Here is a 23,922-nt window from a genome sequence, read left to right on the forward strand (position 1 = left end):
GCGTCGGTACCGCCGTTGGGGCTACCGCACCGGCTACTTCACCGGCGTCGGCTCCGGCTCGCTCTCGGCGTCCGTCCCGCCCGCCGGGGGCTCGTCGTCGACCGGGGTCTTGACCGACTCCAGGAGGAGCTGGGAGACGTCCACGACCTGGATGGACTCCTTCGCCTTGCCCTCGTTCTTCTTGCCGTTGACCGAGTCGGTCAGCATGACGAGGCAGAACGGGCAGGCCGTCGACACGATGTCGGGGTTGAGCGAAAGGGCTTCATCGACACGCTCGTTGTTGATGCGCTTGCCGATCCGCTCCTCCATCCACATCCGCGCACCGCCGGCGCCGCAGCAGAAGCCGCGCTCCTTGTGGCGGTGCATCTCCTCGTTCCGCAGGCCCGGGACGCTGGCGATGATCTCGCGCGGGGGCGTGTAGATCTTGTTGTGGCGGCCCAGGTAGCACGGGTCGTGGTACGTGATGATGCCCTCGACCGGGGTCACCGGGATCAGCTTGCCGTCGTCCACCAGGCGCTGGAGCAGCTGGGTGTGGTGGATCACCTCGTAGTCGCCGCCGAGCTGCGGGTACTCGTTGCCGATCGTGTTCAGGCAGTGCGGGCAGGTCGCGACGATCTTCTTCGCCGACTTCGGCTTCCTCGACTCGGGCGTGACGTTGCCCTCGTCGTCCGTCTCCTCGCCGAACGCCATGTTCAGCGCGGCGACGTTCTCCATGCCGAGCTCCTGGAACAGGGGCTCGTTGCCGAGGCGGCGGGCGGAGTCACCGGTGCACTTCTCGTCGCCGCCCATGATCGCGAACTTGACGCCCGCGATGTGCAGCAGCTCGGCGAACGCCTTCGTCGTCTTCTTCGCGCGGTCTTCCAGCGCGCCCGCGCAGCCGACCCAGTACAGGTACTCGACCTCGGTCAGGTCCTCGATGTCCTTGCCGACGACCGGCACCTCGAAGTCGACTTCCTTCAGCCACTCCAGGCGCTGCTTCTTGGCCAGGCCCCAGGGGTTGCCCTTCTTCTCCAGGTTCTTGAGCATCGTGCCCGCCTCGGACGGGAACGCGCTCTCGATCATCACCTGGTAGCGGCGCATGTCGACGATGTGGTCGACGTGCTCGATGTCCACCGGGCACTGCTCGACGCAGGCGCCGCAGGTGGTGCAGGACCACAGGACGTCCGGGTCGATGACGCCGTTCTCCTCGGCGGTGCCGATCAGCGGGCGCTCGGCCTCCGCCAGAGCGGCGGCGGGGACGTCCTTGAGCTGCTCCTCGGACGCCTTCTCCTCGCCCTCCATCGTCTTGCCGCCGCCGGCCAGCAGGTAGGGGGCCTTGGCGTGGGCGTGGTCCCGCAGGGACATGATCAGGAGCTTGGGCGAGAGGGGCTTACCGGTGTTCCAGGCCGGGCACTGCGACTGGCAGCGGCCGCACTCGGTGCAGGTGGAGAAGTCCAGCAGGCCCTTCCAGGAGAACTGCTCGACCTGGGAGACGCCGAAGACGTCGTCGTCGCCCGGGTCGGTGAAGTCGATCGGCTTGCCGCCGGACGTCATCGGCTGGAGGCCGCCGAGCGCCGTCTCGCCGGTCGCGTTGCGCTTGAACCAGATGTTCGGGAACGCCAGGAAGCGGTGCCAGGCCACGCCCATGTTGGTGTTGAGCGAGACCACGATCATCCAGATGAACGAGGTGCCGATCTTGATCATCGCGACCAGGTAGACCAGGTTCTGCAGCGCCGAGACGCTCAGGCCCTTGAAGGCCAGGACCAGCGGGTACGAGGCGAAGTACCCGGCCTCGTAGTGGTCCACGTGGTGCAGCGCGCCCTCCAGGCCCCGCAGCACGTAGATGGCGAGGCCGATGGTGAGGATGACGTACTCGACGAAGTAGGCCTGACCGGCCTTGGAGCCGGCGAAGCGGGACTTGCGGCCGGCGCGCGAGGGCAGGCTCAGCAGGCGGATCACCATGAGGACGGCGATGCCCAGGATCGTCATCACGCCGATGAACTCGATGTAGAGCTCGAACGGCAGGAACTCGCCGATGACCGGGAGCACCCAGTCGGCCTTGAAGAGCTGGCCGAAGGCCTGGGCGAGGGTCGGCGGCAGCGTCAGGAAGCCGATCGCCACGAACCAGTGGGCGAAGCCGACGATGCCCCAGCGGTTCATGCGCGTGTGGCCGAGGAACTCCCGTACCAGCGTCACACTGCGCGCGTAGGGGTTGTCTGTCCGGGCTCCGGCCGGGACCGGCTGGCCCAGTTTGAAGTACCGGACGAACTGACCGATGGCGCGTGCGAGGAGCGCGACGCCGACCACGGTCAGGACCAGCGACACGATGATCGCGGCGAGTTGCATTTCGGGGCTCCTCGGGCCTGCGAGGGGACTTCGGTGGAGATTACTAAGCAGTAACTTATGCAGTCCGTCTGAGAGTACCCCTTGTTCTGCGTCGCACTGTAGCGGGGTGCGGAGTGATCTGAGTCGCTGAGGGTTGCCTCAGGAACCGGTTCGGATTCGGTCGTAAACCCGGCCGTGTTATTCGTACCAAATTGGCACATTTATGACTAATTTATATCCGTGATCTACGGGATCGTCGCCGCCACCATCGCCCTGTTCCTCTCCGCCGTCCTCGCCGCGCTGCTGCGCGTGCCCGCCCTGCGCCTCGGGCTGCTCGACCGGCGGCAGCGACAGCGGCGGGTGCCGCTGTTCGGGGGCGCCGCCGTCGTGCTCGCCACCTGTCTCGTCGCGGTCGCCGGGGACTGGACGGGCATCGCCCCGCTCGGGGACGGCATCGAGGTGCTGCTCGTCGCCGGGGGCGCCGTCGCCGCGCTCGGGCTGATCGCGGACGTGTGGCGGCTCAAGGTGCGCTTCCTCGTCCTCGGTACGGCCGTCGCGGCGGCCTTCGTGGTGCCGTACGGCGACACCGGGGTGGTCTCCGGGGCGGTGGGCGTCGGCTGGATCACCTTCGTCGCCCTCGCCTTCAGGGCGCTCGACCACGCCGACGGGGTGGCCGGGACCGTCGGGGTGGTCACCTCCTTCGGAGTGGCCGCGTGTGTCGCCGTCGAGGTGATGGACGGGCTGGTGGTGCTGCTGAGCGTGTTCGCCGCCGCGCTGACCGGGTTCCTCATGCACAACTGGCCTCCCGCGCGCGTGGCGCTCGGGGCGTGCGGGTCGCTCTTCGCGGGCTTCCTGCTCGCCGCGGCGGCCGTGATCGCCCGCGCGGGGCACGACCCGGCCGTCGGCGCGGGGGTGCTGTTCGCGCTCACGGCGGTAGCCGGGGCCGACGCCGTCCTGGTGGCCGTGTCACGGCGGCTGGCCGGACGGCCCCTGCTGCGCTGCGGGCCCGACCATCTCGCCCACCGGCTGCGGCGGCTCGGGCTCACTCCCCAGGGCGTGACCGTGCTGCTCGGCCTCGCGGCCTTCGCGGCGGTGCTCGTCGGGGTCCTGGTGCACGCTGGATGGGCGGACGCGCAGGCCGTGTGGTGGGTGGCGGGCGCGGCGGTCGTCGTCGTGCTCGGGCTGCTGCGGGTCTCGGTGTACGGGCCCCCACGCGCGCGTGGTGCTCGCCGCGTGGCCGGAGCCGCCCGATCCGGTCCTCGGGCCGTCACCCGTTCCGGCCTTCGTTCCGACCTTCGCGCCGGTCTCCGTTCCGGCACTCGCCCCGACCCTCGTACGGCGCCGGTGTACGGGCCTCGGCGTCAACCCGAGTCCGATGTCCGTCCCCCTCGGGTCGAGGACCGGCAGGCCGGAGGATCCGTATCTCCGCAGGTCAACGCCTCGTTGCGTGTAAGGAACGGATAAGAGTTGAGTGTGCTGGACTCAGGTCTGTTGACCCAGAGGTGAGCCTCGTGCACACTTGAGTCCGTTCCACTCAAGTCAGCTGGAGGAAGATCACCATGGCACGTGCGGTCGGCATCGACCTGGGCACAACCAACTCCGTCGTAAGCGTTCTGGAGGGCGGCGAGCCCACCGTCATCACCAACGCCGAGGGTGCCAGGACCACGCCGTCCGTCGTCGCCTTCGCCAAGAACGGTGAGGTGCTCGTCGGCGAGGTCGCCAAGCGCCAGGCGGTGACCAACGTGGACCGGACCATTCGTTCCGTGAAGCGTCACATGGGCACCGACTGGAAGATCGAGCTCGACGGGAAGCCCTTCAACCCGCAGCAGATCTCCGCGTTCATCCTGCAGAAGCTCAAGCGGGATGCCGAGGCGTACCTGGGCGAGAAGGTGACCGACGCGGTCATCACCGTCCCGGCCTACTTCAACGACTCCGAGCGTCAGGCGACGAAGGAAGCCGGTGAGATCGCCGGTCTCAACGTCCTTCGTATCGTCAACGAGCCCACCGCGGCCGCGCTCGCGTACGGCCTCGACAAGGACGACCAGACGATCCTCGTCTTCGACCTCGGCGGCGGCACCTTCGACGTGTCCCTCCTGGAGATCGGTGACGGCGTCGTCGAGGTGAAGGCCACCAACGGCGACAACCACCTCGGTGGTGACGACTGGGACCAGCGTGTCGTCGACTACCTGGTGCAGCAGTTCAAGGCCGGCCACGGCGTGGACCTCGCCAAGGACAAGATGGCGCTCCAGCGTCTGCGCGAGGCCGCCGAGAAGGCGAAGATCGAGCTGTCCTCGTCCACCGAGACCTCGATCAACCTGCCCTACATCACGGCGTCCGCCGAGGGCCCGCTGCACCTGGACGAGAAGCTCACCCGAGCCCAGTTCCAGCAGCTGACGGCCGACCTGCTGGAGCGCTGCAAGACGCCGTTCCACAACGTCATCAAGGACGCCGGCATCAACCTCTCCGAGATCGACCACGTCGTTCTCGTGGGTGGCTCGACCCGTATGCCCGCCGTCGCCGAGCTCGTCAAGGAGCTGACCGGCGGTCAGGACGCCAACAAGGGCGTGAACCCGGACGAGGTCGTCGCCATCGGCGCCGCGCTCCAGGCCGGTGTCCTCAAGGGTGAGGTCAAGGACGTCCTGCTCCTCGACGTGACCCCGCTGTCCCTCGGTATCGAGACCAAGGGCGGCATCATGACCAAGCTGATCGAGCGCAACACGACGATCCCGACGAAGCGTTCGGAGATCTTCACGACGGCCGAGGACAACCAGCCGTCGGTGCAGATCCAGGTCTACCAGGGTGAGCGCGAGATCGCGGCCTACAACAAGAAGCTCGGCATGTTCGAGCTGACCGGTCTGCCGCCGGCGCCGCGTGGCGTCCCGCAGATCGAGGTCGCCTTCGACATCGACGCCAACGGCATCATGCACGTGACCGCGAAGGACCTGGGCACGGGCAAGGAGCAGAAGATGACCGTCACCGGCGGCTCCTCGCTGCCGAAGGACGAGGTCGACCGCATGCGCCAGGAGGCCGAGCAGTACGCGGACGAGGACCACCGCCGCCGCGAGGCCGCCGAGGCCCGCAACCAGGGCGAGCAGCTCGTCTACCAGACGGAGAAGTTCCTCAAGGACAACGAGGACAAGGTCCCCGGCGAGGTCAAGACCGAGGTCGAGGCCGCCGTCGAGGAGCTGAAGGCCGCGCTCAAGGGCGAGGACACCGCGGAGATCCGCACGGCCACCGAGAAGGTCGCCGGGGTCTCCCAGAAGGTCGGCCAGGCCATGTACGCCGACGCCCAGGGTGCCCAGGCCGCCGGTGGCGAGTCCGCCGGCGCCGAGGCCCCCAAGGCCGACGACGACGTCGTGGACGCCGAGATCGTGGACGACGAGCGCAAGGACGGTGCCGCGTGACGGAGGAGACCCCGGGCTTCGAGGAGAAGCCCGACGTCCCCTCCGGCGCCACCCCTGAAGACGCCGAGCCGAAGGCCGCTCCCTCCTCCGCCTCGGCGGAGGGGGCGGCCCCGGCCGGGGACGCGAACCAGACAGCCGGTCTGGTGGCCCAGCTGGACCAGGTGCGCACCGCGCTCGGCGAGCGCACCGCGGACCTCCAGCGCCTCCAGGCCGAGTACCAGAACTACCGCCGTCGGGTCGAGCGCGACCGGATCGCGGTCAAGGAGATCGCCATCGCGAACCTCCTGACCGAGCTCCTGCCCGTGCTCGACGACATCGGCCGCGCGCGGGAACACGGCGAGTTCGTCGGCGGCTTCAAGTCGGTGGGCGAATCGCTGGAGACCGTCGCCGCCAAGATGGGCCTCCAGCAGTTCGGCAAGGAGGGCGAGCCCTTCGACCCGACGATCCACGAGGCCCTGATGCACTCGTACGCGCCCGACGTCACCGAGACGACGTGCGTGGCGATTCTGCAGCCTGGGTATCGAATCGGCGAGCGAACCATCCGCCCCGCGCGGGTGGCCGTCGCCGAACCGCAGCCCGGCGCGCAGCCCGCGAAGGCCGACGAGGCCGAGACGGCGGCGGCGGACGACAAGGAGAGCGGTGGCCCGGACGAGGGCTGAGCTTGAAGCGACACGGAAGGAGGGACGTCGAGGATGAGCACCAAGGACTTCATCGAGAAGGACTTCTACAAGGTCCTCGGCGTCCCCAAGGACGCCACCGAGGCCGAGATCAAGAAGGCGTACCGGAAACTCGCCCGCGAGTACCACCCGGACGCCAACAAGGGCAACGCCAAGGCGGAGGAGCGCTTCAAGGAGATCTCCGAGGCGAACGACATCCTCGGTGACCCCAAGAAGCGCAAGGAGTACGACGAGGCACGCGCCCTCTTCGGCAACGGCGGCTTCCGTCCGGGGCCCGGCGCGGGCGGCGGCTCCTTCAACTTCGACCTGGGCGACCTCTTCGGAGGCGGCGCCCAGGGCGGCGGGGCCCCCGGCGGCTTCGGCGGCGGCATCGGGGACGTCTTCGGCGGCCTGTTCAACCGCGGCGGCCCGGGCACGACCCGTACCCAGCCCCGGCGCGGCCAGGACATCGACACCGAGGTCACCCTGACCTTCACGGAGGCGATCGAGGGCGCGACGGTCCCGCTGCGCATGTCCTCGCAGGCCCCCTGCAAGGCGTGTTCCGGGACGGGCGACAAGAACGGTACGCCGAGGGTGTGCCCGACGTGTGTCGGCACCGGACAGGTCGCGCGGGGCTCGGGTGGAGGTTTCTCCCTCACCGACCCCTGCCCGGACTGCAAGGGCCGCGGCCTGATCGCCGAGCACCCCTGCCTGGACTGCAAGGGCAGCGGGCGGGCGAAGTCCTCCAGGACCATGCAGGTCCGCATCCCGGCCGGGGTGACGGACGGGCAGCGGATCCGGCTGCGCGGCAAGGGCGCGCCGGGCGAGCGGGGCGGGCCGTCCGGCGACCTCTACGTCGTCGTCCACGTCGGTCCGCACCCGGTGTTCGGCCGCAAGGACGACAACCTGACGGTGACCGTGCCGGTGACGTTCACGGAGGCGGCCCTCGGCGGCGAGGTCAAGGTGCCGACGCTCGGTGGACCGTCCCTGACCCTGAAACTGCCGCCCGGCACCCCCAACGGCCGCACCATGCGAGCGCGGGGCAAGGGCGCGGTCCGTAAGGACGGCACCCGCGGCGACCTGCTGGTCACCGTCGAGGTGAGTGTTCCGAAGGACCTGTCGGGGAAGGCTCGTGACGCGCTGGAGGCGTATCGCGAGGCGACCGCGGGCGAGGACCCGCGGGCGGAGCTGTTCGAGGCCGCGAAGGGAGCCTGAGAGTGATGGACGGCCGTCGACGTAACCCGTATGAACTGACCGAGGAGACCCCGGTCTACGTCATCTCGGTGGCGGCCCAGCTCTCCGGCCTGCACCCGCAGACGTTGCGCCAGTACGACCGCCTGGGCCTCGTGTCCCCCGACCGCACCGCCGGCCGGGGCCGACGCTACTCGGCCCGCGACATCGAACTGCTGCGCACGGTGCAGGCGCTGTCCCAGGACGAAGGCATCAACCTGGCCGGCATCAAGCGGATCATCGAGCTGGAGAACCAGGTGGCCGCGCTGCAATCCCGGTTGGCCGAGATGGAGGCCGCGCTGGACGGCGCGGCCGCGGCGATGCAGCAGCGCGAAGCGGCGGTGCACGCGTCGTACCGGCGGGACCTGGTGCCGTATCAGGAGGTGCAGCAGACCAGCGCGTTGGTGGTCTGGCGGCCCAAGCGGCAGCAGGCGTCGGACTGAGGCATGGATGTGCGGCAAGGGGCCCGGAGTTTCGACTCCGGGCCCCTTCCCTGTTGTTTGCGGCCGGCCCGTCAGTCGCCCATACCGACGGTCGGGGTCGGGGGCTCGTGGCCGGGCGGCTGTTGCTGTGGCTGCGGGGTGGGGGCGGGCGGGCGGTTGGCACCGCCCTGGGGGATGCCCATCTGCCATAGGTGGGAACCGGGGACGCCGGGGGCGGGGGCCGGCTTGGGGGCGGGTGGGGCGGGCTCCCTGTCCGCCTCGGGTTCTGTACTGACGGCCAGTTGAAGAGGTGGGGGTTGGGGCTGGGGTGGGGCCGTCTCCTGGCCTTGACTCCGGTTCTGGGCAGGGCGTTGCCAGCGCTCCGGGATGGCGTTCGTCCGCCGGACCGCGTTCTCGTCGCCCGCCGCTGCCGCCGCGACGGCGCGGGCGCGCAGGGCGCTCTGGCGGGCGATCGGGGAGAAACCGGGGGCCGCGTTGCCGGTCTCGGACGGCAGACCGCGCAGACCCATCTGGTTCAACTGTGCCTGGATCCCCGTCTCCGGGGGGAACACCTCACGCGGCAGCTGCCAGGAGGCCGCGCCGTCCACGTCGACGCGGTGTTCCCTGCCCTCCACGGCGAAGGTGAGGCCGTAGCCGATGTACTGGTCGTCCTTGTCGAACAGCAGGTCACCGGAGATCTCGCCGCCCCGGTCGCGCACCTCGTTCGCGAGGTCCTGGAGGGCGGGCGGGAGGGGGTTGGTGCGGCCGAGGCTGGTGACGTAGCCGTCGGCCCTTGCCGTCTTCCGTTCCCCGGTGGCCTCGTCCATGTAGGACGCCTGGAACCAGGTCTCTCCACTCTCGTGTTGGTAGGTCTCGATCGCGCCCACCTCTGCCCGGCCGATCGTCAGACGCGGATTCTCGCCCGTGGCGTACTTGGCGAGCATTTCCGGGTACTGGACTTGGTGGTCCAGCGCGGCCGGCGGCGGCGAGCCGACGATCGTGACGCGGGCGTCGAGATTCCCCCGCAGGATGATCTCGGCGTTGGCGACCCCGGTGCCGCCGGACCCGGCGATGATCCAGTGCTGGGCGGCGTGTGGGTCGAAACGGTTCTCGGCGACCTCGTCGCCCAGCAGCACCCGCTTCTCCGCGGTCTCGCGCGCCGCCTCCCATTTCTGCGTCGAGTCGAGGGCGGTGAAGCAGTTGTCCATGCGGGCGGCGGCATCGGCCCCCAGGCCGGCCGTGAGGGCGTCCTTCAGCGATGACGACTCCAGGGCGCCGAGCACGGTCCGGGTGTCCATGCCGCCACGCTCGGCCTCGGTCAGCCAGGCACGCATCTCGCTCGACCCGGGGACGTTCTGCCCCTCCAGCTCCCGCAGCCGGTCACCGATCAGCCGCACGGCCTCACTGCGGCTCTCCACGCCGGTCCGGCCGCGCGGCATTCCCGGCACCACGTCCGGCGTGAGGCCGGTCGCGATGCTCGGCGTTCCGTCGCACGCCACCCACAGTGGGGTCTCGCTCTCCACGCCGTCCTCGCCGAACGCCCGCACCTCGGCGAGGAGTTCGCCGTTCCGGCCGAGCCGCAGCCGCGCGTGGCCGTTCACCAGGTCGCCCTTGGTGGCGAGCTGGTCCTCCCAGATGCGGACGGCATGGATGGAGATGCGGTCCCTGGGATCGTCGACCGCCGCGTAGGCGTCCACTCCCATCCATTGGGTGAGATCCCGGTCCTGGTCGGCGGACTGCACGATTCCGTTACCGGGGTCCAGATGCCATCGGCCGGCACCGTCGATGAGCAGGGCGTCCGGGCTGCGTCCGGTGAGGCTCGCCCCGCCGCCGATCACCACCTGGCGCAACGGAAACTGCCCGGCCGCGAGCTGCCCCTCCAGCGACTGCACGGTGCGCTGACTGACCTGCGCGCGGTACTCCGCCCACTGCGCGGCGGCGGGTTCCAACTGGTCGCGGGGGAGGGGGAGGCCGTTCTGGTCGTAGCCGGGGAGGGGCATGGTGACGTCCCGGCCGGCGATGAAGGCTTCTACCTGGCGTTCGGCGCGTCGGGCTGCGTCGCGGGAGGCTTGGAGGGCGGTGGCGTCGGCTGGGGGGAGCTGTTCTATGGGGTGGGCGAGGGCGTCGACCAGACGTCTGGCGTCTGAGGAGAGGGCCCGCCGCGAGATGTAGCGGCGGATCTCGGCGGCCTCTGATTCGGCCTCGTGTGCTGCCGTCTCGGACATGGCAGCCGTCGGGCGCATGCCGAGTTGGTCGAGCAGGGACGAGAGCTGCGTACGGGCTTCGGCGCGTTCTCCCTGGGAAGCTTCCACCGCAGCGGCCCGGTGGGCGAGCCAGTTGAGCTCGGCGATGTTTCCGTGGTCCCGGCTGGACAGCTCGTGTCGATCACCGATCTCGGCGCCCTGTGTCAGGAAGTGCTCGCGTACCGGCGCCAGTCCCTCGCTGGACCGGTCGTGCACGGCAAGGAGTTCGCCCACCTCGTGGGCCAGGACACGGGACAGGCTTTCGACCGGCAGACGGTCGGAGACGTGGACGATGTACTGGTCTGTCGTCGTGTTCGTCACGGTGTTGGCGACGGTACCCGACTCCATCGGGACGGCATCCAGCCAGATCGTGAGGGAGCCGCCCTGAGCGTCCTTCAGGAGGAAGTACTGCTGCTCGTCCTTCGTCCGATGCCTGTCAAACGAGCCGAGTCGTTTTCCCAGGACGGCGGCGGACACCGCGCCCAGATCACGTTCTGCCGCTGCGATCAGGGCTGCCTGCTGTGTACGCAACTGCTCGTCAGTGAACTCTGCGGACTCCGGCTGCGACATTCCCCCGTACCTCCATGTACGTCCCCGTCAACGGCCCTTAGGATCATGTCATGTTGACAGCGCGCTCAGCCTTCGAAGCTCACCTGTACATGGATCTGCATCCGTGCGAGTGCGGCTCCGGTGACTTCGATCGGCAGCACCGGCTGGAGCAGCACGGCGATGACATCGTGGCGGTGTACGAGGGGCCTTGCCGGCAGTGCGGTACGACACGTCGTTTCGTCTTCCGTATGGCCGAGGAGATTCCGCCGCCTCCCCCTGCGTTCGGCGGCCGGGAACCGTCGCAGATCATCGATCCGTGGGAATTTGCCGAGGTCGGATTCCGTATCTCCGAGTCGACGGGAATCAAGCTGCTCAACACGCCGAAGTCCGAGCATGGAAAGTTGCGTGACGCCGTGGCTTACACGGTCGCGGCGTTCGAAGAGATCCCGAAATTCATTCCGCCTGGCCAGGACGCGGTACCTGCCTCTGCTTTCACATCCGAAGCGGGCAAGGCCGGGTATCGACGTGATCCGGGTAACTTCGACCGGGACATACTCGAGATGAACATCAAAAACGCGAGAGCTGTGCTCGCCAACATCGACAAGCACAGCACCCCGCCCGGCGGCGCCGCGTCCAAGGCGTGAGCGGGGAGGGCGCGCGTCCTCGACGGCTTCGAGCATCGGACCTGCCTGAGGACGTGGTGAAAAAGCTCCTCTATGAGGTGAGGCTTCGTCTTGCGATTCCCGAGCGCAGGAATGAGGTCCGTTATGTTCTGCGCCATGTCTATGCCCCGGACGGAGGGCCGATCACCGTTTATCTGACCGTCGCCGCCGACGAGGTGAAGAAGTACGTTCTTGAGGTCGGCGGGACGTTTTCCGTCCGCGATGAGACGTGGGTCGTCGACCGAGTGGGCCCGATGAGCGATGACGTGCGGGTGGTTCTGCGCCTGGTGGAGTAGCGGAGCCGAGATCGGCTCCGGCGCCTCGATGAATTCCCTGGGGTCGGAACTCGGAGCGGCGGTTGGCTGCATGGGCACCCGCGGCTTGACCTGTGCCCCCAGGACCCGGGTCTCACCCCAGCTTGGCCAGCCTTGCCTTGAGCGGCTCGGCCGAGTGCAGGCTCACCGCCTCCTCGAAGAGTTCTCGTTCGACGAGGTGGTCGCGCCAGGGGTAGCGGACGTGCCAGCGGTCGACGACGTACTACAGGAGGTCGAATCGGCCCGCCTCGGCGATCGTCGTCGCGGCGGTCAGGCTCTGGCAAACGTCTCGTCGAACTCGTCGACCTGCGTTCACTCACGCATCAGAGTGGATCACGAGGCGTCTACCACAGCGAGGGCTGGTAGGGATCGTCGTCGGGGTCGACGTAAACAGGTGGCTTGGGAGCCGGTCTCGCGCTCGCCGGTGCGCTGCCTTCTATCGTGAAGGCGATCTCGTGCTGCGGTAGGGGGACCGTGACGTAGACCGTCGGCTTCCCTTCGATCGTCCAGGTGGTCCTTGCGCCCTCGGGGACCCGCACGATGTAGTCGCCGTCGTCGAGTTCCATGGCGCCGCTGAACCGGATGATGTCCTTGTGCGCCTGTCCGGGCGAGTGGAAATGTACGCGGCCGACGACCTCCCCCGAGGCGCGGACGACTTCGGCTTTCTCGTGCCACCCGCCGGCTTGGCCCTGGAAGAATCTGGGTGACTCCAGTCGAGGAACGCCGCCCGTCCGGTTGTACGTCAGCCGGTTCAGGTAGACCGTAGCGGTTTTGCGGCCCCAGTCACTTGTGCTGATGCGTATGCCCAGTTGGGTCCGCGCCAGATACGCCCCGTCTTCGGACGTCTGCTCCGCCCAATCGGTCCAGGCCGCCGTGAAGAACGATGTGCCGGGATGGCGGTCGTCGACCGGACCAGCGGCCGATCCCCGGTCCATGGGGGGTGAACGGAACGTCATGGACAGGTTCGCACCGCCGCCCCAGACGTCGTGCGCCGTTCCCACCGCGAGGGTGGCGCGCATGATGACGAACGGGCCGATGCCCGACTCGGGCAGCCAGTAGGCCATCCGATAGGGGTCCCTCTCCTCGAGCCGGATCATCGGATCGGTGAGAATCGAGCCTCGGGGCCGGTCGGGAAAGTTCTCGGAGTCCCAGCGGCCTTCCCACGTCGGTTCTCCCAACAACGAACGTGCCGCCGCCAGATAGGCCGGCCACACCTGCGCCGCCCGCTCCATCACCGCGGGGTTGTCCTCGGCTGTCCCGGCTTCGACGCCCCAGACCCGGTAGTCGACCTCACGGATGTTGAACCAATTGCCGGACAGCGGTTTTCCGGACGTGACGGTGAGGGCGAGCTCGCCTCCTGTGGCGGTCCGTACCCGAAAGGCTCCTTCCGGGCTGGTCCGCTCCCAGTTGAACTGGGCGTACCAGGCGTCCAGTTCCGGTTGCTGCGTGTAGTAGTAGAGGACATCCCGCCAGTTCAGCTCCGACAGCCCCCGCAGTTCGGTGACGAATTCCTGCGGAGTGTGGTTCTGGTGGCTCATGGGTGCGCCTTGAGGTGCTTCAGGAGGGCGGCGAGGGACTCCGGGACGGCGGCCAGGATGATGTCCGGGGTGTCGCTCTCGCGGAGGCGGATCGTTCCGTCGGGGGTGGGGGCGAGGTAGAGGCACTCGCCTTCGGGGCCGCCGCTGAAGGTCGACTTCTGCCAGGCGAGTTCGTCCATCGGGGAGTGGCTCATGGGTGCGCCTTGAGGTGCTTCAGGAGGGCGGCGAGGGACTCCGGGACGGCGGCCAGGATGATGTCCGGGGTGTCGCTCTCGCGGAGGCGGATCGTTCCGTCGGGGGTGGGGGCGAGGTAGAGGCACTCGCCCTGGGGGCCGCCGCTGAACGACGACTTCTGCCAGGTGAGTTGTTCAGGCATTCGGGGCCTCCTCAAAGGGTGTAGAGCAGGTGTTGGATGAGGGCCAGCGAGTCCTTCACGGAATGTGCTTCCGGGGCCAACGATACGTCGACGGGGGCCAGGGCGTATTTGGTGAGGCTCTCGAACAACGTCCCGTACTGAGTCAGGCTTTCGCGGTCGCCCAAGTACTGGAAGCTGCCGAATTGTTCGAGCACCACGGTGCCCAGTTGGGCGACGGCGGGGAGGACGTGCACGAAGTTGCTGGAGAGGGCGGGGTGAGCCCGCGAGGTGAACGGGTAGATCTGCACGGTGACGTGGGGCAGTCGAGCCAGCTCGATGAGGCGCAGCAGCTGACCACGCAGCACTTCGGTGCCACCGAATCGCATATGCAGGGCGGACTCGTGGATCACGGCATGCACGTCGGGCGGGTCGTCGCGGGTGAGTACCTGCTGTCGTTCCATGCGGAACTCCAGAGCTTCCTCGATGCGTTCGAAGCCCAGGCCAGGGGTGGCGAAGATGGCTCGTGCGTAGTCCTCGGTCTGGAACAGGCCCGGGACGAGCAGGTGCTGGTGCATCCGTAGGGCCACGGCTCCTGCTTCCAGTTCCGCCATGTTCAGCGGGCCCTGCTCCATAGGCTTCTTATGGGCGGTCCACCAGCCCTTACCGGTGGCTTCGGACATGGCGACGAGCGCGTCGGTGTAGGTCTCATCTTTGCATGCATAGAGACGGCACAGCTCGCGGAGTCGCTCCGTGAGGATCGTCGTCTTCGCCGTTTCGATCTGGCTGAGCTGGGCCCGGCCCATGCCGATCCGCTCGGCGGCCTCACCAGCACTCAAACCTGCTTGTTCGCGCAGTTGTTTGAGTTCGTAGCCGAGTCGTCGCTGGCGTTCGGTGATGGTGGTGCGCAGTCCCACGGGTTACTCCTCGTCCGGTCGCCCAAAGTCTCTCCAGATCGGGTGAGTTCGTCCATCGATGTGGGTGATCGGCTTGAAAATTGTAAACCTCTATCTCTACCTTGGGTGTGGCATCGGTAACGCACCGAAACCATCCAACCTCCCCTGCCCATAAGCCGACAGAGCACCCGCACCCCGTGGGCGACGCCATCGCGGGGCACGTAAAGGAGCCGCCCGCCATGAACCCAGCCCGCCGTGCCGCCCACCGTCCGGCTCAACTCGCCTGGGACTACAGCCTGTTCGCCCCGGCCGACGTCACCTCGCCTCGCGTGTGCCGGGACTTCGTGCGTGCCGTCCTCTTCACTCATGACCGGGAGTCCCTCGTCATGCCGGCGGCCTTGTGCACCTCGGAGCTCGTCACGAACGTGCATCTGCACACCAAGGGCACCGCCATGCTCCGGATCCGGCTCTCGCCGCCAGGGTTGCGGGTCAGCGTGTTCGACGAGAGTCCTGACCCGCCCGTCGTCACGTACCCGGCGGCCGGGGCCGTCGCCTGTTGGGGGAGGGGGCTCGCGCTTGTTGAGGAGATGGCGGATGTGTGGGGCGTCGCCGATGAGCGGGCGGGACGGTATGCGAAGGGGGTCTGGTTCGAGTTGGGTGGGTCGTTCCGCCCGAGGACGGGAGCGAAAGCGTGAAGGGCTCCTCCGTGGAGAAGGTGGTCTGGAAGGCGTGGAAGGCCATGGAACTCCCCGAGGGCTACCGCGCCGAGATCGTCGAGGGGGTGATCGAGGTGTCGTCCAACGGAGGCTTTGCGCATGCTCAGGTCGCCAACCGTCTGTGGGACGCCCTGGCGGATTTCCTGCGGGACAGCGAGTACGGAGCCTGGAGCGTCACGGATGTGATCCACCGGCGCACGGCGTGGACTCCGGATGTGCTCGTCGCCCCTCGGGACGGGAAGCCGGGCGCAGCGAAGGGCGGACTCGGCCTCAAGGCCTCCGCGGTCCGGATGGTCGTCGAGGTTGTGTCTCCAGGCAAGCGTGACCAGGAACGTGACCGGTTCGGCAAGCGCCGCGATTACGCCCGCGCCGGGATTCCCGTCTACGTCCTCGTCGACGACTACGACGGCCAGGGCGCCGTCACCCTCTTCACCATGCCCCAGCCCGACAGGGCCGACTGGGAGGACATCCACCGCGTGCCCTACGGCACCGACGTCACCATCCCCGAAGGCCCCGCCAAGGGGTTCGTCATCGGTGAGGCGATCACCGGGCCCAAGCGGGGCAGCTGAAGTCGAGGCGGGAGCCGAAGCCGCTCAGCCCAGTTGTTCCGTCGTCCCGTCCGGGTGGATCAGGAGGCGGATCGCGCCGCCGTAACGGTTGTCCGTGATGGTGGCCGGGGTGGGTGCGCCCAGTTGCTGGGCGCGTTGCTGGAGGATCGCCAGGACCACGTCCTGGATGTCGCCGTAGGGCGGGGCGGTGACCGGGACGCCGTCGATCAGGCCGGCGTTGGGGGAGAAGACGTGCACCTGGGCGTCCGCCGTGGAGGGGGGCGGGGGTGGCGGCGTCGGTTCGGTCATCGGGGTTCTCGGTTCCTTCCGGCTCGGTTCCGGCTCAGGCGCTCTTCGCCTCGTCCTGATCGGGGACGTCCACGGCGATGTCCGTGGTGACGTCCACGGTGCGAGCGTACGTGCCCCGGGCGAGGCGTCGCAGGCGGCCCGACTTGACCAGGGCGGAGAGGACGTTACTGATCGTTTTCGAGGGGTCGCCGTAGATGCCCGGCGGGAGTGCGCGCAGGACGTCGCGGGCGGAAAAGGGGCCGGGAAACGTGGACACGGCTGTTTCCACGGCGGCTCGGATGCTGGGGGCGGTGGTGTGGGCCGGGAGGGGGGTGGACTGGCGGGCGGTGCCTGCGGTTGTTGCCCCGGACGGGGTGGCCGGGTGCGGGAGGTGCGCGCGGATGCCCTGGAGCGCGGTGCGGATCGGCTGCAGGTGGACCTCGTCGCCGTCCGAGGTCGCGGCCAGCATGGTAGCCACCTTCTCGATGTTGGCGAGGGAGGAGGCCAGTTCGCGCAGCAGCGGTTCCAGGAAGTCGCGGCGCAGGGCCGCCACCGGGTCGGTGGTGGCGAGTTCGACGGAGACCGAGCCGGTCAGGGCGCGGAGGGGGTTGTTCGTGTCCGTGGCGGGCACGGCGGGGTCGCAGGAGCCGGAACCCTGGCCGCCCTCCGGGGCCAGTGCCTCCACTGCCTTGCGTACGGCTCGGAGGTTCTCCGGCAGCTCCGGGGCGATGTCGCCGCCGGGCACGCTCGCCAGCATGGTGACCAGCTGCCCCAGGCTGTCGAGCGCGGGCAGGGCGGAGCGGACCAGGGGAGCCAGCAGAGCCTGTCGTACGGCCTGGGCGGGATCCTCGTACGAGAAGGCGATCCGCTGCCCGGACTCGGCCGCTGGCATGTCCTCGCTCCTGCTTTCCGGGTGTGCGTGTGGATGGGGGCGTCCGTGAGTGCCATGTGTGACGGTGTGCTCGTGCAATTGCCTCGGTATCGCGGGCAACTGCCTCTGGTAGGAGGCTAGTTGCTCCTGACGGGCGTCGAACGCGTCGAGGACCTGCTCCAGTTCGGGGAGGCCTCGTTCGGCGGCGTGCCGGGCGGCGGAGTCGGTGGTGCGGGAGCGCAGCCGGAGCAGACGACGGGACGTGTCGCCCGAGCCCGAGCCCGAGCCCGAGCCCGAGCCGGTCGCGGAGGCGGGGCCGTCCGTCGGGTGGATGGGCAGGTTGCCGTGCGCGTCGCCGATGGCGAGGGCGCGGCGGATCCAGCGGCGGTCTTCCAGCGTGGTCGCGGCCGCGTAGCCGTAGGGCTCGGCGTGGGCGACGGCGTCCTGGAGGCATTCCGCCCACAACGGGCAGGAAGCGCACAGGTCGCGGGCGGTGCGGAGCAGGACGAGGTGCTGGTGGCGCTGTTCGGGCGAGGTGTCCGGGAGGTCCGTCGAGGCCTCCAGCAGCGGGTGCTGGAAGACGTCCGGTCGGCGCTGGCAGGGCAGGGCGGCGTCCGATATGTGGGCTCCCGGCCCCTGTATCGGTCCGCGCGTCGGCCGCGCGTGCAGAGCCGTATGGCTGGCCATACGCATGTGTGTTGTCCCCCGTGGTGATCCGTGATCGGAGGGGACTCTAGAACGACCCGTCAACCAGGTGCAACGCATCTGCAAAGCATGTGCCGATCTGGCACAGTGACGAGACGAAAAGTTCACATGGGCCTCAACTGTCCGCCGGGTCAGTGGCTTTGCGGGGCCGCAGACGGCCGAATGCCCGGCGGGCACGGACCGCAACCGCCTTCGCGCTGCTTCCGCGCAGCGCCAACACGCCGATCACTCCGAGGAATCCGAGCGGTACGCCCGCTTCTGGCAGGAACATCCCGACGACGGACGCGATGACGAGGATCACATCCGCGAGGAGGACGGTGACGCCGCGTCGGCCCGGGTGTTGCTTCACCATCCAGGCGCCGAGGAGGGCCATGCCGGCGAGGGCCCAGTAGCCGAACACCGCCTGTCCGCTGACGGCCGCGCCCGTGTTCCAGCGCGCCGCGTCGCCCGCGGCCGAGAAGTAGCCGGTGAGCGCGGCGGCGATGGTCGTCGAGGCCAGGGCCAGCAGCAGCTGGACACGGCGGCGGAGCAGCCAGACGACGATGCCGAGGACGATCAGTGTGGCGACCGCTACGAAGGACGAGCCGCTCTGCGAGGCCAGGGCGAACAGCGTGTAGGCGGCTGCGATGCCGAAGACGATGCGGGGGAGGAGCTTGACCGCCCAGGGGTCGTTCTTGTCCTGGTGGAGGAGGCGGCGGAGGAGGGTCTGCGGTGCGGCGGATGTTCGTCCCTGCTTGCCGGGGCGGGACTGCCGGGAGCGGGACTGCTGGGGGCGGGTGCGCGGGGTGCGGCTCATGGGCGGGTCACACCCCCATGCCTGTGTCACGCGACTGCGCGGGGGCCGACGGGGCCTGCGTGGGAGCCGCGGGAGCGGCGGCCTTGTCCGGGACGGCGAGCGGCTTCGCTTGCGGCGTGACGCCGGGCAGGAAGTTGTGGGCGCTCATCGTGGCTGCCTCTGGGGTCGGGAGGTTGAGCGAGTCGAGCAGGGCCGGTCCCGTCCTGGCGTTGACTTTGACACCCGGGAGGTACTGGCCGTGGGTGCTGACAGCGGCGGGCAGTGGTGCCGTCGGCGAGTCCGGTTCGTGGCCGCGGAGTTTGGCCGCCCACTCCTGGTCCTCGACGCTGGGCAGGGTGACCTCGTGGTCCGGACGCAGGACCTTGATCTCCTCTACGAGCTTCTCCACGTCGGCCGCGCGGGCCGGCCCGTCCATGGTGGCGACGCGGGCGCAGACCTCCAGCACGGCGGCGCGCTGGGCCTCGGGGGTGGGGAGCGTCTTCAACTGCTCCAGGTCGAGGTGGCCCGCCTTGGTCAGCGGCGTGTATTTGGAATCCTTCTCGTCGTACGAGAACGTGTGGACCTGCGCGCGGACGGCCTGGGAGGCCAGCAACTCCTGTGTCTCCGGGGCGAGGTCCGCGTACTTCTCCATCGGCGCCGGATACATGAAGTTGATGATGTCGAGCTTGCCGTCCTGACGGAGCTGGCGGGACTCCGTCTGGTAGGCGACCGTTCCCGGACTGAGCTCGGCCATGAAGAAGAGGGCCTCGCCCTCCGTTTTCGCGGCGTACTTTTCGGAGAGGGTGCCCCAGGCGTCGTAGGCCAGTGCCAGACCCGCCTTCTCATCCAGGTCCAGCGCGTCCTGCATCTCCGCGTCCCACAGGTGGAGTCGCCCCAGCGCTTCTCCGCCAGGTGTCCCCTCCAGGTACCGCAGGGTGTCCGGCACGATCGAGTTCTGCGTCTCGGTGTACGCAGCCGCCATGTGCATGCTGTACAGCTTTTCGCCGGTCCCCATATTGAGGTTCGGGTGATCCTCCAGTCGGTAGGACCAGAAGGTCGACCTGGTGTCGGGCGTGGGCAGGTCCACGTCCTGAGCGGCTGCGAACGCCCGGAGCCGCTGGTGGAGTTGCTCCCTGTATTCCCGCACCGGCAGGTGATCGATGCCCTCGCGCAGCCCGCTCGCGATCCGCTTGGCCTCGGCCTCGGTCAGCTCGGGCTCGACGATCTGCTGCCGGTCGCGGGCGTTGTCGAGAACACGGTCCGGGATGTGTGCCTGGATCACACGGCCTCCGGCGGGTAGCAGGTCACTTTGATCATCGAGCGTCGGAGCGCACCCGGCGCCCGGACGGATCCGGGCTTAACGGCGAGAACGGTGATGGTGCCCTCTGGTCCGTCCTCCCGCCAGATGGCCATGCGGTAGGGGTCCATGTCCTCGAGACGAAGGTCGCTGGGCATGAGCCAGTGTCGGTCGTGCGGCGGTTCCGGGAAGGCAGGGTCGTCCCAGGCGCCTGCGTAGGAAGGATCACCGAGCACAGTCCGGGCAGCCGCCACATAGGCGGCCCATGTCTCGGCAGCCTGGGCGAGGACGTCGGCGTTCTCGGACGAGTCATCCGCGGACATCTGCCAACTCGTCCAGCTGAGTTGTTTGACCGGAGCCCATCCAGCGGAACGCACGGGGAAGAGCGTGAAGTCCTGGCCTGTGCCACTGAGTACGGTCAGCACACGCTCTTCCGACGTCGGCTCCCAGCCGAACAGCGCGCACCAGTCGTCCAGCGCCTGACCGGGGTTTGGCGGGCCCGCCCAGACGGCCGGCCAGTCCACGTGCTCCAGTCCCCTGAGCTCCTCGGCCAGCTGCTCGGGGCTGCGGTCGATCCCGAGAGTCGTCATCGCTTGTTACCTTCCTCGCGTTCCGCACGGCTCCGGTTCATCCGTGCCGCGCCTGCCGACGGGACTCCGCGTGGTCGGGGTCATGGCAGACGAGTTCGATCCTCGCATTGGCTGGTACCGGACCACGTCGTGCCGTTGCACCGAGCGTCGCCCTGAGCTCGAACACCGGTGCCTGCGGCACCCGGAACCGCCACATGGCGACGCGGTGCGGGTCCTGGTATTCCGCACGCCACCGGGCGTCGGGCCAGGCTCCCGGAACCGGCAGTTCCGGGAAGCCGGGCGTGTCCCAGGTGCCGTTCCAGGCCGGGTTTCCCAGCAGGCCGCGCAGGGCGGTCAGGGAGGCGGTCCAGCGGGCCTCCGTCAGGTTGGTGACGTGGGCGTTCTCGTCCGTGTCCCGGGCCCGGGCCGACCACACCGTGTGGTCGATCCGGGTGACCGGGCCGCCTGGGGTGGCGGAGGCGAGGTACAGGCGGCCGCCCAGGGCCGTACGGACGCGCAGTCCCGCCTCGAACCACAGCGGCCGCCAGCCGAACCCCGTGCACCACTGCGACCGCTTCTCCTCGTCCTCCGGGACCCCCGCCCACACCGTGGGCCAGTCCACCTCGACGAGCCGCTCCAGCTCCGCGACCAGTTGGTCGGGGGTGCGGTCGGCGGTCAGGACGGGCATGGGGTGGCTCCTCGGAGGGTTACGGGCGGGGGTGGGGCGGGGTCAGACGCGGCCGCTGGGGCCGCGCGGGTCCCGGGGCGCCGGTGGCGGGGTCGGGGACGCGGGCGGCTCCGCGGGTGCCGGACGGGGACGGGGGGCCGGCGGCTGGGCCTGCTGTTGCGGCAGCTTGGGGGCCGGAGCGGGCGCCGGCGACGGGGCCGGGGCCGGGCGGGGCTCGGCCGGTGCCGTCGGCTGAGGGGCCGGCTTGCTCGTGGACCCGCTGACGCGGCCGCTGCGCTTGGGGGCGGGGGACGACTCCGGCTCCGGTGCCGACCGTGCCTCGTGCTCCTGGCGGGTCTGCTCGTACTTCATGCGCGTCGTTTCCGCCGACTGGCGCTGGGTCTTGCGCTGCTCGCGCTTGGACTGACCGATCCAGCCCCACTGCTGCATCTTGTCGCGCCCCTTGCCGCCGGTGACGACCCTGTCCGCCGTCCAGGCGACGCCCTTGGCGCCGCCGCTCGCGACGCGGCCCGAGGTCTTGGCCGTGGAGGCGGCGAGACCCGGTGCCATGGCGGTCACCTTGCCCGCGGCGTCCCTGATGCCGAGCATGTCCTCGCCGCCCGCGACCTGCGGGGTGAAGTTCCCGCCGAGGAGCTTCTTCAACATCATGACGATGGCGATGGTGACGAGGAGCAGCATGAGCAGCTGGGTGCCGAGGGCGACCTTGGCCGGCAGGATCATCTGGTAGAGCACCAGCAGCACGGTCAGGATCACGCCGAAGCCGGCGCGCAGCACGAAGCTGTGGATGAACGTCTCCAGCCAGCTCTTCAGCAGCTTCTGCTGCGAGGGGTGGATGCCGATCGTGGCCACCAGCGGCAGCAGGATGACCAGGATCAGCGTGACCGCGTGCCACAACAGGGTCAGGCCGCTCAGGACGATGACCATCAGACCGACGATGAGCGCGGCGATGATGGAGTAGAAGGCGAGTCCCACCCGGTTGCCGGCGTTCTTGCCCGCCCACTCGTCGAACGAGACCGGGTAGATGTGCATGTCCCCGACGTCGTCGCCCTTGTCCTTGCCGCCCGCGATCTCCTGGCGGATGGGTATCCAGTCGTCCTTGAACTTGTCGAGCTTCTTGCCGCTGAACGCGTCGACGTTCGTCTTCGACTGGGCCACGAGCTGGATCACCCGCAGGTCCTCGCAGCGGGCGCCCTTGCCCCAGTCGCAGGTCTTGCTCTTCTCGGCGGGGACGCAGACGCCGTTCCTGATCTCGCCGCCGCCCTCCTTCTTGAAGATGCAGTTCTTGCCCGCGTCACCGAACTGCCCGAGGGCCCAGGGCCGGAAGACGAGGGTGTCGTACATGGCGCAGCTGGAGATGCGCAGGCCACGGTTGTAGGCGCCCTTGTCCAGGTCGCACGGCGACTGCGTCTCCCCCGAGACACCGGCGAGGACGACCTCCGTCAGGGCGGAGTTGGCCCGGGCGATGTAGGAGTCGGCGGTGCCCACGAACTTGTCGTAGTTGCCGCCCGTCAGGAACGCCGTGACGGCGACGATCGTCAGCGCCGACCATGAGATGCCCGCCCACACCTCGCGCATGTCGCCCTTGCGCCACTTGGTGAACACCCACAGGCCGACCAGCAGGATCATGACCGGGACGGCCGGACGCAGCACGTTCTCCTTCAGCGTCGTCACGACGCTGTCGCGGCCCTCGTAGAGGCCGGCGAGCGGGCTGGGGTTGGAGGCGGACTCCTTGATGGAGATGGCGGCCCGGGTGAAGATCTTGGTGCCGTTGAGGATGGAGTCGGCGACGCCGTTGTTGATGTAGGACATCACCGAGCAGTCGTCGGCGCCGCTGCCCCAGTCGCCGTTGTTCTCGGAGGCGTCGCCCTGGCCCTTGAAGGTCTGGGACCAGTTCATGCCGCGCATGCCGTCGAGTTCGTACATCGTGTACGTGTCGGGCGAGTTCGGCATCTTCACGGCGCCGGTCGTCGTCCCGGAGTCGTCCAGGAGCGTCGTCGACTGCTTGGTGTCCTTGTCCCACTGCATGACGGCGGCGAACATGGACTCGCCGTTGGTGCCCGGCGTGTCCATCTGGTAGCTGTCGTCGCCCGTGAAGTCGCAGGAGAAGCCCGCGTACGCCGGGGTCGGCATGGCCAGGGAGACGGCCGTCAGGGTCAGCGCCACGAAGACGACGGCGCGGACGGCTGTGGCGGCCTTGGTGAGGGCCCGTTGCAACGCTTTGCGCGAGGGCATCTGGAATCCTTCGGGAACGCGGGAACAGAGGGGAGCCGAACAGGCGGGCCGGTTCAGCTGGAGAAGTAGTTGCTCAGCACACAGCCGTCGACGAGGCCCGGGCTCTTCTGGAAACCGCTCGGTGCCGAGAAGTCCGGATCGCAGGTCAGGAACAGAAGCTCGGACTTCTGCAGTTCCTGGATGGCCTGGCTCCCGACCGGAATGACAGCGAAGTCCTGGCCGACCAGGAATTTCTCGTTCTTCGCCTTGGCCGCGGTCTGGAACTTCTTCATGTCCGCCACGGAGAGGAGGGCGACGGGGTCGCCGGCCCCGTCGCTGCACACGCCCCGCTCCTTGATGCCCCAGGACGGGTCCGCCGCCTCGTCCGCGCCCCACGCGGTCTTGTCGCCGTCGTGGTTGGCGTCGTAGTCGGCGCCCGTCTTCAGGTCCAGACAGGAGGTGTACTTGTTCACGTAGTACGCGATGGACGCCAGGTCCGCCGCCTTGGGCAGGCCGCCGCCCGCGTCCTGCCCCGTGCTGCCCGAAGAACTGGCGGCCGGGCTCTTGCCCCCGCTGTCCTTGGCCTTGTCGTCGTCGCTTCCGCACCCCGCCACCGCCGTCAACGCGACGAGGGTGGCGCCGATCGCGAGCGCTTGCTTGATTCGCATGGTGTTCGTCCTCAGT

The 23,922-nt window shown here is 68.9% G+C and carries 23 protein-coding genes; 9 read left to right on the forward strand and 14 right to left on the reverse strand.

The features are described from left to right. Positions 1 to 33: 33 nt before the first annotated feature. A complete protein-coding gene (locus tag OG289_RS27395; protein WP_327316677.1) occupies positions 34 to 2,325 on the reverse strand; it encodes a heterodisulfide reductase-related iron-sulfur binding cluster in 2,292 nt (763 codons plus the stop codon). A 219-nt stretch (positions 2,326 to 2,544) separates the two neighbouring features. Between OG289_RS27395 and OG289_RS27400 the strand changes: the two genes are divergently transcribed. From OG289_RS27400 to OG289_RS27420, 5 genes are all read left to right on the forward strand, one after another. Beyond that, positions 2,545 to 3,768, forward strand: a complete 1,224-nt coding sequence (locus tag OG289_RS27400; protein ID WP_327316678.1) for an MraY family glycosyltransferase — start codon at positions 2,545 to 2,547, stop codon at positions 3,766 to 3,768. A 95-nt stretch (positions 3,769 to 3,863) separates the two neighbouring features. Beyond that, entirely contained in the window at positions 3,864 to 5,708 is a 1,845-nt protein-coding gene (gene dnaK / locus OG289_RS27405; RefSeq protein ID WP_327316680.1) for a molecular chaperone DnaK, read from the forward strand. Further along, complete coding sequence (grpE, locus tag OG289_RS27410) at positions 5,705 to 6,367, forward strand: nucleotide exchange factor GrpE (protein ID WP_327316681.1); 663 nt, start codon at positions 5,705 to 5,707, stop codon at positions 6,365 to 6,367. Before dnaK ends, grpE begins: the two co-directional genes overlap by 4 nt. 33 nt (positions 6,368 to 6,400) lie before the next feature. Continuing rightward, positions 6,401 to 7,579, forward strand: coding sequence for a molecular chaperone DnaJ (gene dnaJ / locus OG289_RS27415; RefSeq protein WP_327316682.1), 1,179 nt, complete (start codon positions 6,401 to 6,403; stop codon positions 7,577 to 7,579). Between the two features lie 5 nt (positions 7,580 to 7,584). After that, positions 7,585 to 8,037: a heat shock protein transcriptional repressor HspR gene (locus OG289_RS27420; protein WP_327316683.1), complete on the forward strand. Its 453-nt coding sequence runs from the start codon at positions 7,585 to 7,587 to the stop codon at positions 8,035 to 8,037. A gap of 71 nt (positions 8,038 to 8,108) precedes the next feature. On the opposite strand, the gene OG289_RS27425 is transcribed toward OG289_RS27420, so the two are convergent. Continuing rightward, on the reverse strand, positions 8,109 to 10,829 hold the full coding sequence (locus tag OG289_RS27425; protein ID WP_327316684.1) for a hypothetical protein: 2,721 nt from the start codon (positions 10,827 to 10,829) through the stop codon (positions 8,109 to 8,111). A gap of 50 nt (positions 10,830 to 10,879) precedes the next feature. On the opposite strand from OG289_RS27425, the gene OG289_RS27430 reads away from it, so the two are divergent. Continuing rightward, positions 10,880 to 11,452, forward strand: coding sequence for a hypothetical protein (locus OG289_RS27430; protein ID WP_327316685.1), 573 nt, complete (start codon positions 10,880 to 10,882; stop codon positions 11,450 to 11,452). Beyond that, positions 11,449 to 11,766, forward strand: coding sequence for a DUF6406 domain-containing protein (locus tag OG289_RS27435; protein ID WP_327316686.1), 318 nt, complete (start codon positions 11,449 to 11,451; stop codon positions 11,764 to 11,766). Before OG289_RS27430 ends, OG289_RS27435 begins: the two co-directional genes overlap by 4 nt. Positions 11,767 to 12,128: 362 nt before the next feature. On the opposite strand, the gene OG289_RS27440 is transcribed toward OG289_RS27435, so the two are convergent. The 4 genes from OG289_RS27440 to OG289_RS27455 are packed head-to-tail and all read right to left on the reverse strand — an operon-like array spanning position 12,129 to position 14,591. After that, positions 12,129 to 13,322, reverse strand: coding sequence for a hypothetical protein (locus tag OG289_RS27440; protein ID WP_327316687.1), 1,194 nt, complete (start codon positions 13,320 to 13,322; stop codon positions 12,129 to 12,131). Then, entirely contained in the window at positions 13,319 to 13,516 is a 198-nt protein-coding gene (locus OG289_RS27445) for a DUF397 domain-containing protein (protein ID WP_442818961.1), read from the reverse strand. Before OG289_RS27445 ends, OG289_RS27440 begins: the two co-directional genes overlap by 4 nt. Continuing rightward, positions 13,513 to 13,698 carry a DUF397 domain-containing protein gene (locus OG289_RS27450; RefSeq protein WP_327316688.1) on the reverse strand — a complete coding sequence of 62 codons (186 nt, stop codon included), beginning with the start codon at positions 13,696 to 13,698 and terminating at the stop codon, positions 13,513 to 13,515. The genes OG289_RS27445 and OG289_RS27450 overlap by 4 nt, the downstream gene beginning before the upstream one ends. An 11-nt stretch (positions 13,699 to 13,709) precedes the next feature. Continuing rightward, positions 13,710 to 14,591 carry a helix-turn-helix domain-containing protein gene (locus tag OG289_RS27455; protein WP_327316689.1) on the reverse strand — a complete coding sequence of 294 codons (882 nt, stop codon included), beginning with the start codon at positions 14,589 to 14,591 and terminating at the stop codon, positions 13,710 to 13,712. Positions 14,592 to 14,809: 218 nt separating this feature from the next. Between OG289_RS27455 and OG289_RS27460 the strand changes: the two genes are divergently transcribed. Then, a complete protein-coding gene (locus OG289_RS27460) occupies positions 14,810 to 15,265 on the forward strand; it encodes an ATP-binding protein (protein ID WP_327316690.1) in 456 nt (151 codons plus the stop codon). Further along, positions 15,262 to 15,855, forward strand: coding sequence for a Uma2 family endonuclease (locus OG289_RS27465; RefSeq protein ID WP_327316691.1), 594 nt, complete (start codon positions 15,262 to 15,264; stop codon positions 15,853 to 15,855). The genes OG289_RS27460 and OG289_RS27465 overlap by 4 nt, the downstream gene beginning before the upstream one ends. 24 nt (positions 15,856 to 15,879) lie before the next feature. On the opposite strand, the gene OG289_RS27470 is transcribed toward OG289_RS27465, so the two are convergent. The 8 genes from OG289_RS27470 to OG289_RS27505 form a co-directional block, all read right to left on the reverse strand. Then, a complete protein-coding gene (locus OG289_RS27470; protein WP_327316692.1) occupies positions 15,880 to 16,143 on the reverse strand; it encodes a hypothetical protein in 264 nt (87 codons plus the stop codon). A 34-nt stretch (positions 16,144 to 16,177) separates the two neighbouring features. Then, positions 16,178 to 17,680: a WhiB family transcriptional regulator gene (locus OG289_RS27475; RefSeq protein WP_327316693.1), complete on the reverse strand. Its 1,503-nt coding sequence runs from the start codon at positions 17,678 to 17,680 to the stop codon at positions 16,178 to 16,180. Positions 17,681 to 17,813: 133 nt separating this feature from the next. After that, positions 17,814 to 18,494, reverse strand: coding sequence for a hypothetical protein (locus OG289_RS27480; protein WP_327316694.1), 681 nt, complete (start codon positions 18,492 to 18,494; stop codon positions 17,814 to 17,816). Positions 18,495 to 18,501: 7 nt separating this feature from the next. Continuing rightward, positions 18,502 to 19,755: a hypothetical protein gene (locus OG289_RS27485; protein ID WP_327316695.1), complete on the reverse strand. Its 1,254-nt coding sequence runs from the start codon at positions 19,753 to 19,755 to the stop codon at positions 18,502 to 18,504. Beyond that, complete coding sequence (locus tag OG289_RS27490) at positions 19,752 to 20,360, reverse strand: hypothetical protein (RefSeq protein ID WP_327316696.1); 609 nt, start codon at positions 20,358 to 20,360, stop codon at positions 19,752 to 19,754. Before OG289_RS27490 ends, OG289_RS27485 begins: the two co-directional genes overlap by 4 nt. Before the next feature lie 37 nt (positions 20,361 to 20,397). Further along, positions 20,398 to 21,027 carry a hypothetical protein gene (locus tag OG289_RS27495; RefSeq protein ID WP_327316697.1) on the reverse strand — a complete coding sequence of 210 codons (630 nt, stop codon included), beginning with the start codon at positions 21,025 to 21,027 and terminating at the stop codon, positions 20,398 to 20,400. Between the two features lie 42 nt (positions 21,028 to 21,069). Beyond that, the gene (locus tag OG289_RS27500; protein ID WP_327316698.1) at positions 21,070 to 23,259 is read right to left on the reverse strand and encodes a hypothetical protein; all 2,190 of its coding nucleotides are present in this window, start codon (positions 23,257 to 23,259) and stop codon (positions 21,070 to 21,072) included. Between the two features lie 53 nt (positions 23,260 to 23,312). Continuing rightward, the gene (locus tag OG289_RS27505; RefSeq protein WP_327316700.1) at positions 23,313 to 23,906 is read right to left on the reverse strand and encodes a hypothetical protein; all 594 of its coding nucleotides are present in this window, start codon (positions 23,904 to 23,906) and stop codon (positions 23,313 to 23,315) included. Positions 23,907 to 23,922 lie beyond the last annotated feature (16 nt).

It is taken from the genome of Streptomyces sp. NBC_01235, assembly GCF_035989285.1.
Lineage (GTDB): Bacteria > Actinomycetota > Actinomycetes > Streptomycetales > Streptomycetaceae > Streptomyces.